Annotated in this window: 11 protein-coding genes and 1 pseudogene; 1 reads left to right on the forward strand and 11 read right to left on the reverse strand. The window is 35.1% G+C overall.

Going from position 1 to position 12,756, the window contains the following annotated elements; all coding sequences use genetic code 11:
* Window positions 1-3 precede the first annotated feature (3 nt).
* Entirely contained in the window at window positions 4-546 is a 543-nt protein-coding gene (locus NSQ64_RS20425; protein WP_341018107.1) for a hypothetical protein, read from the reverse strand.
* A gap of 607 nt (window positions 547-1,153) precedes the next feature.
* Between NSQ64_RS20425 and NSQ64_RS20430 the strand changes: the two are divergent.
* Window positions 1,154-2,009 (forward strand): annotated as a pseudogene (locus tag NSQ64_RS20430) (IS3 family transposase); the annotation flags it as partial.
* Between the two features lie 40 nt (window positions 2,010-2,049).
* Here NSQ64_RS20430 and NSQ64_RS20435 read toward each other — a convergent pair.
* From NSQ64_RS20435 to NSQ64_RS20480, 10 genes are all read right to left on the reverse strand, one after another.
* Window positions 2,050-3,354 (reverse strand): GTPase, encoded by a 1,305-nt coding sequence (locus tag NSQ64_RS20435; RefSeq protein WP_341018109.1) that lies wholly within the window; start codon window positions 3,352-3,354, stop codon window positions 2,050-2,052.
* Window positions 3,355-4,092: 738 nt separating this feature from the next.
* Window positions 4,093-4,599, reverse strand: coding sequence for a DNA polymerase III (locus NSQ64_RS20440; RefSeq protein ID WP_341018111.1), 507 nt, complete (start codon window positions 4,597-4,599; stop codon window positions 4,093-4,095).
* A 49-nt stretch (window positions 4,600-4,648) separates the two neighbouring features.
* A complete protein-coding gene (locus NSQ64_RS20445; protein WP_058336409.1) occupies window positions 4,649-4,900 on the reverse strand; it encodes a hypothetical protein in 252 nt (83 codons plus the stop codon).
* 2 nt (window positions 4,901-4,902) lie between these two features.
* Window positions 4,903-6,507 carry a ribonuclease YeeF family protein gene (locus tag NSQ64_RS20450; RefSeq protein WP_445684652.1) on the reverse strand — a complete coding sequence of 535 codons (1,605 nt, stop codon included), beginning with the start codon at window positions 6,505-6,507 and terminating at the stop codon, window positions 4,903-4,905.
* Between the two features lie 210 nt (window positions 6,508-6,717).
* Complete coding sequence (locus NSQ64_RS20455; RefSeq protein ID WP_341018114.1) at window positions 6,718-7,584, reverse strand: flagellar hook-basal body complex protein; 867 nt, start codon at window positions 7,582-7,584, stop codon at window positions 6,718-6,720.
* Entirely contained in the window at window positions 7,578-8,243 is a 666-nt protein-coding gene (locus NSQ64_RS20460) for an EcsC family protein (RefSeq protein WP_144626521.1), read from the reverse strand. Before NSQ64_RS20460 ends, NSQ64_RS20455 begins: the two co-directional genes overlap by 7 nt.
* A gap of 21 nt (window positions 8,244-8,264) precedes the next feature.
* On the reverse strand, window positions 8,265-8,963 hold the full coding sequence (locus NSQ64_RS20465; protein WP_341018118.1) for a helix-turn-helix transcriptional regulator: 699 nt from the start codon (window positions 8,961-8,963) through the stop codon (window positions 8,265-8,267).
* Between the two features lie 151 nt (window positions 8,964-9,114).
* Window positions 9,115-10,803, reverse strand: a complete 1,689-nt coding sequence (locus NSQ64_RS20470; protein ID WP_341018120.1) for a recombinase family protein — start codon at window positions 10,801-10,803, stop codon at window positions 9,115-9,117.
* Window positions 10,800-10,925 (reverse strand): hypothetical protein, encoded by a 126-nt coding sequence (locus tag NSQ64_RS20475; protein ID WP_260775064.1) that lies wholly within the window; start codon window positions 10,923-10,925, stop codon window positions 10,800-10,802. The genes NSQ64_RS20470 and NSQ64_RS20475 overlap by 4 nt, the downstream gene beginning before the upstream one ends.
* Before the next feature lie 96 nt (window positions 10,926-11,021).
* Window positions 11,022-12,734, reverse strand: a complete 1,713-nt coding sequence (locus NSQ64_RS20480) for a DUF927 domain-containing protein (RefSeq protein ID WP_341018123.1) — start codon at window positions 12,732-12,734, stop codon at window positions 11,022-11,024.
* Window positions 12,735-12,756 lie beyond the last annotated feature (22 nt).

The raw sequence follows: 12,756 nt of genomic DNA on the forward strand, positions 1-12,756 counted from the left end.
TCCTCATAACCAAATAGCAGGAAAGATATGAGTATAAACGCTACCATAAAAATTAGATATATCTAAGTATAAAATTCCCTTCGCCCCTTGAGCTCGCTTAACCTTTTCAATTACATTCGGTATATAATTTGATTTTATATCTCTATTGAAAAATCCCTCCTCTTCAGCATTTCCATATATTGTTTCGTGCTTAAGAATTTCACCATCTTCTCTTATTATTTTAGAAAATGAGTTTTCGCTTTCAGCTGAGAAGTTAATCAACTCTTTAATTATTCCGTTTTCCTCCATATAGTTAACCGCTGAGACATAAGCAGTTATTTCTGGAAGTTGAATTACTCTTCGAAGCCCACTATCTTTAGACCGACTCATAGTAAATTTATAAGGTTCTATGTAATCAATACTGGGAGGCACCGGGAAGTCCTTAAATATATTGTATGTCTCACTTTTTAAATTAAAGTTACTGGGGAGATACTCTGAAAATAACCCTTTAAATTTCAGGTCAAGAATTACCTTCTCTAGAACGTCATCACTTACCGCATAACTCAATTAAGAACCCCCCCTTTTCCTCTAAGAGTTCATGATTAAATCGTAATTTCACTATTACTTATGATAAGGCTCACCGTGATGCCTTTAAATGAGGTTATTAAAAAACCTTGGTGGAGACCAACCTCTACCAAGGTTCTTAAATTATTATTTTATGTTGGAAGATCTCTAGAACTATTTAGAAATTGCTTATCACTTTTCACAAAAACTAATGATTTCCTTCGGTACAGGTTCAAATTAATACCTCTGGCTTTGGATAAGGTCTTTTCCTCAAATAATCTTTGAGTGGGATCATACTTTTCCAGTACTGCTCAATCCAATATTCTATCGTTTCTCCAGTGTCAAAATTTAAGGATTCCTCATCAAACTCTTTCATATCTTCATAAAATGCTTGATCATAAATAGAAAGCGAAATTCCATGATTTAATACAAATATCTTCTCCGTAAATATAGGGAAACAAAAAGACTCGGAAAACGATTGATTATATCAGCGCCGATTGCTTCTTTGAAATTAATCCATTTAGAAATATCAGAAGGTCATAAGTTTTCTGTTTTCTGTTATCTCTAATTCCACTCTTCCACCATTACTATATCTATGATTTGACTTCGTAGAATACTGACATGGGTAAGGTGGCATAAAGCTGGGGATACACACAAGTTCGAACAACCTTTTGGAAAACAATATACCTATGGAAAGGGCTCCGAGTATTCTTCTGAATTAGAGAGACTACAGGCAGAAAATCGCTATTTGAGTCAACAGAATGAAGTTTTAAAAAAGTGAATTGGAAAGGAAGTTGATAAGGAAACGACAATCAAACTGGTAGAAGAATTGCGCAAAACGATGACGGTACAGGACATCTGTGTCCATTTAGGCATCTCACGTACTTCGTATTATAGATGGAAAAAGGATTTGACTTAGGCGTAAGAAGAATGGGCAGCCCTATGCCGTGGCTGGTAATATACTGGATCGGAATTTTCAGTCTGATCGCCCTCTTGAAAAACTAGTCACGGACATCACGTATTTGCCTTATGGACAGAAACAATTGTACCTTTCCAGTATATTGGATTTATATAATGGAGAAGTGATTGCTTTTACAATTGGTGATAAGCAGGACACAGACTTTATCTTAAACACACTTAATCAGCTCCCAGCACTTCCTGAGAATTGCGTGTTACATAGCGATCAAGGTTCTGTGTATACATCTTACGAGTATCAGAAAGCTGTTCATATAAAAGGCATTACCATGAGCATGTCCCGTAAAGGGACGCCCGCTGATAATGCCTCCATCGAATCGTTTCATTCCTCACTAAAGTCTGAAACGTTCTATCTTAACAGGATTGATCGCACTACGACCACCATCGTAGAACGCACTGTCAAAGAATACATTTATTATTATAACAACATTCGTATTCAAACGAAACTAAACAACCAATCACCGATAAACTATCGGCAATTGGCTGTATAAAGGTGTTTTGATTACTGTCTCAAAAACGGGGGTCAGTCCCTTATTCAAATGCTTTATCTTTACCTTCCTCATTTGCTTTTTTCATAATTGTATCTAACTCGTCTGCCCCTTTTTTATCAATATAATATGACTGTGCTGTTTTTCCAATTGCATAAGTACCTGAAAAAGCCAGTGTGCCGCTCACTGCACTACCCGACCCTGGTATAACTAGGTTAAGGAACTTTCCTCCTTGTTGAGCAAATGTTCTCAATCCGTAACCAAGAGCACCGACACCACCAATACTAAGTAAAAATTCCTTTGCAGCATCCTTATCAATATCGGTTCCACTTAAATATGCAATAAATATTACTAGTATTAATTGTAGTGGCACTAGTATTGCGATATCACTAAATGGAATTGGAGTAAGTGCTATAGTTGAGCTTGCGATAGCAAAACCATTGATAATTAGATTAGATATTTTTCTAATTGCGGTATCAATTCTTGTTGTCATCATTAAATAAATGGAAGCACGGAAATCTATATTATTTTCCAAAAAATCTATTAATTTTCCAATATTGTACCTTCCATCAAATTCAATTGTAAGTTCTTGTTGTTCTTGGATGCTTAATAAATGGGGGTCTTCTTTGTTCCATTCTATATAAGTCGATACAGGTATTACCGTTGAACAAACAACATTTAAGTTCTTGAGTAAGTTTTCCATCTGTACTTTTTTATCTTGTATATTTCTTAATTTCGATTTTGTGTATTTTTCGGGTTCTTTTATCCTTGATGGTTCTAAGTCATCAACGTGAGTGAGCACAGTAACCAATGGGATTTCTGTACCGATTTCTTTATATAGCTTTTTAATATAATCTACATCTTCATCCATTCTCGCCCGCTCTGTGGCATCCGATATAAAAAGAACAGCATCTGGGTCAAACCCCTCGATTGCATTTTTGAAATCTTCCTCTGCCGTAGTTTCTTTTATATTAGTAGATTCGGCAATCCCCCTTGTATCTATAACTTCAAAAAGTATATCCCCATCAATTTGATAGTTATATCTACTCAATTGATTCGTTCCAATTTCTACCGGGCTAGTTTTAGCAATGTATTTTCCAAATAACGCATTAATTAAGCTACTTTTCCCAACTCCCGTTCTACCTACTAGAATAAGTCTCGGAGGTCTTCTTTCTTTAAATCCAGCAATAACGTCGTTTATTTCTTTATTGCTAAAAATGATTTCCTTCACCTGTTCTTTAGCGCCTTTAGGAAGCTTTATAGGAAGTGTTTTTATAAGATTATCTAGATCGTCATATAGGTTTATTATTCTATTTAATCTTGTTTCAAAAAGTTTCTTATCTATCATTCACATTCATCCTCCACATTTTTATAGATCAATATTACCACACAATAATTACCTCTAAATAATTTTTTTAGTCAACATACTTTTGTTGGATAGGTCAGAAATTAGGCAGATGCTTCTTTTCTGCTCAAACTTAGTAATGGAGGAAAAAAGAAACACTTAGAATCTGAATTAAAAAAATGGAAAAGGTATATCACAAATATCACTGACAAATTAATGAAAGATCCTGATTTGATGACTACCATCGCTGAAAAATTAGAAGAACAACAAGTCAAACTTGCTAATCAGCAGCAACTAGAAAAAACAGTAGAAAAGTTAGCCGATATAACAAGTAAACCAATAAACTTGATGATTCTGATTTACTTCGTAAGAAATCGAAATCACACCTACGTCTCCCTCTCGAAATGAAGGGAGACAAATAGACAAGATATACTTAAATTTGATTTCACGACAGCTGGTGTAAAAAAGTCAACAAAAGATCCTATAAGGAAAATAGAAAGCTATGCTTTTGATCAGAACGTTGACTTATCTACCTAGGATACACAAAAACAAACGAATAAATAGATAAGGGAGACGTTTAAGTTCCTTTCTATTTTATTCTCACTTATGATAAGGCTCACCGTGATGCCTTTAAATGAGGTTATTAAAAAACCTTGGTGGAGACCAACCTCTACCAAGGTTCTAAAATATTATTTTATGTTAGAAGATCTCTAGAACTACATTTAAATTAGAAAGTGCTTATCACTCTTCACAAAAACTAATGATTTCCTTCGGTACAGGTTCAAATATTAATACCTCTGGCTCTGGATAAGGCCTTTTCCTCAAATAATCTTTGAGTGGGATCATACTTTTCCAGTACTGCTCAATCCAATAATCAATCGTCTCTCCAGTGTCAAAATTTAAAGCTTCCTCATCAAACTCTTTCATATCTTCATAGAATGCTTGATCATAAATAGAAAGTGAAATTTCACTATCAAATACAAATATCTTGTCCGTAAATATAGGGAAACAAAAAGACTCGGAAAAACGATTGTTTATATCAGCGCCTATTGCTTCTTTGAAATTAATCCATTTAGGAATATCCGAAGGTCTTAAGTTTTCTGTTATCTCTAATTTCACTCTTCCACCATTACTATATCTATGATTAGACTTCGTGGAATATTTAATTCCACTGTTCATGACATCCTGCTGTGAAACATGAAACTCATGACTCTCGGGAAAATATGCATGGTATAGTAAGTCACTCATGTATCTCATCTTCTTATTTCTTGATATATGAGTTTTGATTGAACCTTTTTTATGACTCAAAAGCAGTTCTTTCTGGGAATACTCCTCCCTCTCTGATTAGGCAAACTGCTAACCTTTGAGCAGCTCTATCAAAATAAAATTTTGAGGGAATATTCTCATCTGGTATAGCTTCTATTTCTGAAACTTTTCTCGTCAATTTATTCAATTCAATTTTCCCCATACTATTTTCATTTGGACCAAATCTATATATGACTGCATCTTTACTTTCAAATTCTTTTAGTAACAAGACGTATGAAGCCATCTTCATTCCTCCTTTAATGGATACCAAGGACGACCAGACTCTACTGTTTTATCATGTGCTGTCCTATAATTAGTTTTAAAAATCCCCTCGAACTTTGATTCAAATATTTCATGATTTAATAGTGCAATATCATTCTTATTATAACTTCCTTTTTGTAGCCTGTCCCATGCCTGTGCAATTTCATAATCAGGATCAAAGCGTCCGACACCATGCTCCTTTATGTGTTCCTTAATAAATAAATGCTCTTTAATTCTTTGAACTCTTTCTTTAGTCATTCCTGTATTTTTAGAAATTAACTGAACATCAATTTTAGATTTTCTAAAATTAGCATACATTTCTTCTGCTCTATCAAGTTGTTTTAGATAATCATCGATTGAAATTTCCCTACCACCAGTTTGAATCCCACTTGTACCCTTAGTCCCCATCTTCCCCTGAAACCCTTTCGTCCCAAACGGCAAAAGCATTCCAAGCGCCGCATTCATACTCGCTTCCTGCTGTTCTTTCGAGATCTTATTTCCAAACATGTCTCTCCCTGTAATCGCTTCGCTGAAGCCGTTCGTGGCGGTAAGGCCATATAAACCTTTTTGAGATGTTTTTAAGGTATCAAAGGACTTTTGGGACGTCTTGTAGATGTCGACTGCCCTAACTGCGGCTGATGTGGCTTGGGTGGTTTTATAGACAGCTTTCCCGCCTTTGAAAATGCGTCCTGCCCAACCGACGATTGGGATATAACCCGCTGCTGCCATGCCGCCTGCAGCGACTCGCTGTCCTGCGGTGAGCTCTTCACCTGTGATTGGGTCAACGCCTGTTGCGGCACGTTTTGCATCGTTCACGCCAGTCAGTTCATTCACGATGTTTCCTCCATAGTCCAGGGCTTTTTCATACCAAGGACGGTTGGCGAGTGCTTCTTGTTCCTTTGCTATCTTGCGTGCTTCTCCTTGTTCTTTTTTGATTTTCAGATATTCAGAAGTTTGCTTTTCAATATCGCTTTTTTCCTTGTAGATTTCACTATCTTGAAACGCTTTTTTGTCAAAATTCATAGGCGAAATCGCTTTTCCGTCATTTGTCGCATTGATCATTTCAGCGTACAATGCCATTGTAGCTTGCTGTTCCGTTTCTGACAAAGCATATTCATCTTTTAAATTTTGATCAAGCTCTATTAAATCCTTAACCGTCTTTTTTCGCTCGTCTTCCGCATCTGCAATCTTTTCATCAAAGGTTTGGCTATCAAATACCTCTAGAGAAATGAGATCATCAATGTCTTCAAAAATTGTTTTGAGTGCTTTTTTCTGATCCTTTACAATGCTTTTGGCATTCTTGATGCCCATATGTACTGCGTTGTCTAAAAAGTGTTCTTCTACAAAGGTATCGCCGCCAAAGCTCGTATCATCAAGTGTCCCAGAAACACCTTCATGAAAGGCTTTTTGCTTATCAATGAAGCTAATAAACATGTCTACATTTCCAGCAAGCTCTTTATAAAAGCTTTTAATGTTATCTGCACCTTTCCCAGTGAAGTCATCACCGAGGTTTGCGACACCTTGTAATGCCTTTTTTAAATCGACCATTTGTTCGCGAAGTTCCTGATAGTGTTTTGCTCTTGTATCCATGGCTTTTGTAAGTGCTTTTGCATCAAGTATTTTATTCAGGGAAAGTCACCACCCTTTATTTAATTCACATGTATTATTTTACTATCTCTATCTATTAATTGGAAATATTTCGAGTTCATTAACAAAAATAGCAAAAAGCCACACGCTAAAGCTGTGCAGCCTTTTGTGACTTTTAGGTTTTCACTGGATTCGACTTTGTCCTACTTCACATCATCTCTTAAGCTGCATAAGTTCAGCCAATACATCATCAGAGGTTGTCAGTGTTCTTGCGTTTGATTGAAACCCCCGTTGAGAGATAATCATCTCGGTCATCTCATCCGATAAATCTACATTAGACATTTCTAATGTACCTGATCTCAATTTGCTATCATCATTTGGATCATATTGCTCATCACCAGAACTTGCAGTTTTACGATATAGGTTTCCACCGATCTTGTCCAGTCCTGCTGGATTATTGAAGGTTGCTAGAACAATAGGTCCTGCTTCTCTTAATGTACCTTCATCACCGACAATCGTATAATAAACCGTTCCATCTTTCCCAATTGATTGAATATTAACATTTGGGCGTTCCTCTCCAGAAGTAGCATCCCAATCAGATGGCTTTGGAATTATAATAGATTCTAGAAGAATCGTGTTATTAAATGGTGGCAATATTTCACCTGTTTGATTATTTCTAGCTAATCCTTTAATCGGAACACCATCTTGATTCACAAGTACACCATCAGCTCCAATATAGAAGTTACCTGCTCTTGTAAATGTTCTTGTATCATCCGCTCCTTTTTGAACTATAAAATACCCTTCTCCTTGGATAGATACATCTAGTGTTCTTCCCGTGGTTTCAAGACTGTTTGGAGCATGTTTAGTATGAATTGCACCTACAGATACACCTAATCCAACTTGTTTAGAATTCTTGTTTAATGAAGCAGTTTCCAGTGTTTGGCTCATTATATCTTTAAAAGTAACCTGATCTTTCTTATAAGATACAGTGTTTACATTGGCAACATTATTACTTATAACATCAAGTTTTGTTTGAAAGGCTTTTAAACCAGAAACACCAGAATACATTGACCTTAACACGTCTCTTCCCCCTCTGCTTTTTCTCGTAATGTGTCAAAAGGAACAAATACTTCTTTTGCTACCTTTGCAATGATCATATTTCCACTAGCATTAAACGAACCATTAATCACACCACCAGCAATTGGGACAAGTTTAATTAAGTTTACAGCACCTTTTGATCCGAACTTTGTTACAAGTCTAAAACCAACTTTTTGATTAATCTTCACTAGTAGTTGTCTAGGGACTTTGTGTATTGTAGTTACAACCAATTTTCCTCCTATAGTTAAACTCAATTTTTCGATTAGTTCTATTCCACTCTTTCCAATTAAACAAATGTATACAAATGTTTTCACTTTATCGTCTTGCAAGTCGTATCCTCTTAAATAAGCAATACACGCAATCATACGAATTTGATTATATAAATTAGTTACCATATCTGTTGGGACAGCAACAGGCAGAGTCATTACACCACCCACACCAGTTAAAAACCCAGTTGCACCGACTTTTGCGGTCTGCCAACGTATTAAAGCGTTTACTGCATCTTCTCTAGATCGATGCTTTTTCAAATAATCCTCCGCTAACTGCTTTGCAGAAAGTGAGGTTGAAAAACCATTCAATGATTTCTCAAAACACCAGTCAAGTAGCTGCACCATTTTGTGTTGAGTTAATTCTTTCCCCATAGAATTTACACCTTTCTATATCTAAATCATTTTCTTTAGCATTTCTCCATCAACTCTAAAATGAGAAGGGACCTGAAATTTTTCCGATAATACATCAATCTTCATCTCCTTCTGTATGAGAAAAACATTTGGTAAACGCTCTTTTGTTATTTTTTCTTTCAAAAATCCTGTAAGATAGAAAGAGTTTTGGTGTAATAGAATATCTACTGGTGCAAAGACTATCTTTCCCTTTTCTGTGCTTGATAATTGTATCCATTTTTTCTTTTCAATTGCCTCAGTCAACAATTTTAAGGTGTTCAATACTGACGTTGCATCTTTTTCAGTATCACATTCATGCAAGTACTTTGAGAAAAATTGAGTTGTTTGTTGATCTTGGCTAGGGATTAAGAAGAGAATCTTTTCTAATAATTTTCTTGATTCATTTGATGTTAAGCTGCTACTCTCTAATAAAATTTTAAAAAGAGCCATCATTTCACCTTTATGTAATTGCATACTCTCGTTGATTGACAGAGTATAGCCTCCTAAACGCCGATCATAGATGAGTTCTAATTGATAATGGAACCTTTCAATATAATATTTCAGATCAGCAACGTCTCTTTGTATCGTCTTGAGCGTCACTTGAAAACGATCTGATTCTACTTGCTTTTTAATCACTTCTTTGTTTAAAAGTTTTTCATACAAGAACAGCATCCGATTAGTTTTGTTTCTTTCAAATTTCAACACATACACCTTTTCTGCAATTATGTTGGTTGTTTTTTACTATAACCAAATACATGGACACAACATGTCCATTCCAAAAAATCATTAGACTGTTTAAAATTCCCCCATTCCCCCTATGATTCTGAAACATACCTTCAAACATCACTTCCTCTCACAAATGACAGATATCAAAACAAATAGAAAAAGGAGTAGCAAAATCATCCTCATTGGATGACTCCGCTACTCCTTTTTCGTTATGAAAATATTTTAAGACTCGATGATTCAACGTTATTTGAATACTTTCAATTTCCCTTTTATCAGATATTGTGATTTGATCAATCATCAACCTCATTAACTGTTTCATTTGTTCGTTGGTCAATTGTTTTTTTAATCTCTTATGAAACTCTTTCATTATAGCTGCTACAACATTATAATCTATTGGTTTCGTGTGGCTTTCACCTAACTTCTCTGTAATGAGGCGCATTCTTTCCTCTAGCTTTTCTTGTTCAGAATTGATGTTTTTCAATCGATTTTGCAAATCTAATTTAGTAATTGTCCCGTCCTCGTAAATCCCAATTACTTTTTGTTTCTTTGATTGCAGGTTTGATAGATCAATTTTCAACTGTCTATATTGTTTCTCTAATTCAGGCATTTCATTCTTTTCACTATTATTGAGTTTAGAAAGAATAGCATTAATAACCTTCTCATTATTCGCCACTTTAGAAATCTGATTCAAAACATATTTGTCTGCATAATCAGCACGCACTCCATTTGATTGACATACAGTAGACCCTTTATTCTCCCACGCACCACAAACATAATATTCTAATATTCTTTTTGTTCCATCTTTTCTCTTATTGGTTGTTCTTCCTATAACCATTCCTGACCCGCAAACAGGACATTTCATAATGCCCGTTAAAGGGAATTTGCCATTATGGATTCGATTTGGTTTTCCCGATTTACTTTTCATAATAGATTTTGTCTTTTCCCATGTTTCTTCGGTAATGATTGGCTGATGTTTGCCTTTCTCTATGACTGGATGAGGATTAATATTATTGCGTCTCTTTTCTTCCCAATCTCTTCTTACATTAAAACGAATCATGCCTACATATAATGGATTTGTTAAAATTGTTTTTATCGCTGATATTGAAAATGATTTATTCTTTTTAGTTGTGAAACCTTTTTTATTCAAATGATTAGCAATAGATTTATAGCCATGACCTGTGGTATACATGTGAAATATTTCTCTTACTATTGACGCTTCTTCCTCATTGATGACCAATTTAGATTGTTTTCTTTTACGGTTATCATCAAAATGACCAACCACATCGTAGCCAAGAACCTGTCCACCGTTCCATGATCCTTCTCTTGCTCTTGCAATCATTCCCATCTTTACGTTCTCTGCTATGTTTGCTCTTTCAAACTCGGCTATAATCGCCATCATTTGGAATTGCATAACACCAGATGGCGTTTCGGTTTCATGACGCTCTGTTAAAGAACGAAATGAAATATGCTTCTTCTTCAACAAATCAACGATAGTTAACAAATCTAACGTTTTCCTTGAAAATCGATTCATTTTCCAAACAAGAACCATATCAAAGGCATGTTCATTTGCATCTCTAAGTAATTGCTGTAATGCAGGTCTGCCTTTTATTGATTTGCCACTTATACCTCTATCATCATAAATTTTGAAAACTTCATATCCTTCACGATCACACATTTCTTTCAAAACTCTAATTTGTTCTTCAATACTATAGCCTTCCTCCGCTTGCTCTGTTGTTGATACTCTCACATATAACGCAGCCTTTTTCCGTTCTAATGTCGTATTTAGATCCATTATTTCTTTTGTCGAATTATTCATCTTCCTTCCTCACTTTTCTTTGATTCTTTGTCAATATCACTAATCGCTTCTCTTACAACATGAGTCATCATTTCTATAACAATATCAAAATCTTTATTCTTATCTTCGTAAAATAAATCCATTATCCTCATCCTTTTTTATGATATATATTTGAACAATATATTAATTCATTCAGTTAAATAAACGGGGGAATGGGGGAAAATCCCCCCTGCTGCTTCTCATATAAAATTCTCATATGGCTTTTCTAAAGATAAAATATCCTCAGAAAAAACAATACAGATCGTATAAACACCATTTTTTGATTGATTACTCGCTCCCTTGATATTTTTCCGAATTTTCAATTTGTTATTTTCGTGATGTAGCACACCTTTTTCTTTTAATGCAAGTAGTACCGATTTGTCATTTGGATACCCCAAATGAGTTACAGCTTCTTTAAATACGTTGGACAAAGTGTATACGTATGTTTTACCTTTTTCGTATTCAATTGTGCCCCAAACTTCAGAGACACCTCCACTAGATCCTTTTTGATAATATTTTCTACTATGTTGAATGACATGGTCCATAAACTGTCTATGAAAATTTTCACCAATATTTCGATCTTCACAAGATTTTTTCTCTTGATCAATTAGCATACTCTTAATCTGATTACGACATAATTTATATCCAAATCCTTTTTCTAAAAGATCAACAGTTGTTAATATAAGAGACATTTTTCCAGAAATGCGGTCAACTAAATGACTAACAGGCATCTCTTTTTTTAATTCTTCTTTATTTCTTTCTAGCAACTCTTCCAATTCCCTAGATGGATAACGATTAAGGAGTCTTGCAAATGCTTCTCCAAAGAATCCATAGTTTTGATTCACTGCCTTTTTCACATTTTCTGCATGATTGGCATCTTTAAACCAGTTGATCCCTTCAAATTCAAACAAACGAACCCGAAGCCCAGCATTTTTTTCTGCTCTATTAATAATGGATTGCTCTCCAGTGGTTATAATCGTTGTACACCACGTGCCACTTTTCTTCATGGTGGAATCTTGATTAAGGCGTGTTCGCTCTTGATTTTGTGAAAATTCATAAAGAAGGGAGCTTAATTCCTTCCTTTCCATTTCATTCATCGTTGTTTCATCGAAGACAATTGGCATTCCAAAGTTGCCATTTAACGAGGAGATGAGAGCATTTTTTGTTCCATTAAAAGAACGGATAAGACCTTGATGACTACTGTTTGGATTACCAAAAGGTGATACTGCAAGCATACTAGCGGTAGTCTTGCCAGTAGATGAGAACCCATGGATGTGACACATAAGCGACCAATCCCATAATGATTCACCTGACTGATTAAGAAATCCTAACAATGAAGCAGAGAGACCTATGCAAAACATTAGCTCGAGAGGAGCATGTCCTAAAACGTACTCTTTTAATAAATCTTCATACCCTTCAAGAGATCCCTTTGGTTGTAAATTGATTTCACCCGAATATCTTGATTCAATTCCATTATTATTGATAAGTGAATGGCTTTTATAGTTCATAAATCCGTTTATTCGATCCCATCCTAATCCTGTATGGAAATTACTTGGATGGATGCTCTTCTCATGCTCACTAAGGAATGAAAAGACTTCTTTTGTCTTTTTATCACCAATAATATCCATGCCTTGATTCAAGAATTTCTTTATGCTTTTTCCATCTAAATCCGCTCTTTCAATATCCATTGTGATATAACGATCAATTGACCAAAAAATGATTTTCATTTTTAATTCGCCTGTCTCTAAACAGCGTTCTATGGATTTAATTTTAGCTGCTTTAGAGATATATTTATATTCCTCCGTTTTTTTATCAAATTTACATAACTGATTCCCTTGAACACGATAAGGGAATAATTCAATGTCCTCACTGGGTGGTACTAGTATAACTGGTTCACAATCTTTACGTATCACTAAAATCCCTCCTTAATAAAAT

It is taken from the genome of Bacillus sp. FSL W8-0183 (assembly GCF_038006825.1).
Classification (GTDB): domain Bacteria; phylum Bacillota; class Bacilli; order Bacillales; family Bacillaceae; genus Bacillus; species Bacillus altitudinis.

Excerpts from the sequence above, each read along its gene's own strand:
- NSQ64_RS20435 (WP_341018109.1), bottom strand. The coding sequence starts at position 3,354 with ATGATAGATAAGAAACTTTTTGAAACAAGATTAAATAGAATAATAAAC.
- NSQ64_RS20440 (WP_341018111.1), bottom strand. The coding sequence starts at position 4,599 with ATGAGTGACTTACTATACCATGCATATTTTCCCGAGAGTCATGAGTTT.
- NSQ64_RS20445 (WP_058336409.1), bottom strand. The coding sequence starts at position 4,900 with ATGGCTTCATACGTCTTGTTACTAAAAGAATTTGAAAGTAAAGATGCA.
- NSQ64_RS20450 (WP_445684652.1), bottom strand. The coding sequence starts at position 6,507 with ATGGATACAAGAGCAAAACACTATCAGGAACTTCGCGAACAAATGGTC.
- NSQ64_RS20460 (WP_144626521.1), bottom strand. The coding sequence starts at position 8,243 with ATGGGGAAAGAATTAACTCAACACAAAATGGTGCAGCTACTTGACTGG.
- NSQ64_RS20470 (WP_341018120.1), bottom strand. The coding sequence starts at position 10,803 with ATGAATAATTCGACAAAAGAAATAATGGATCTAAATACGACATTAGAA.
- NSQ64_RS20475 (WP_260775064.1), bottom strand. The coding sequence starts at position 10,925 with ATGGATTTATTTTACGAAGATAAGAATAAAGATTTTGATATTGTTATA.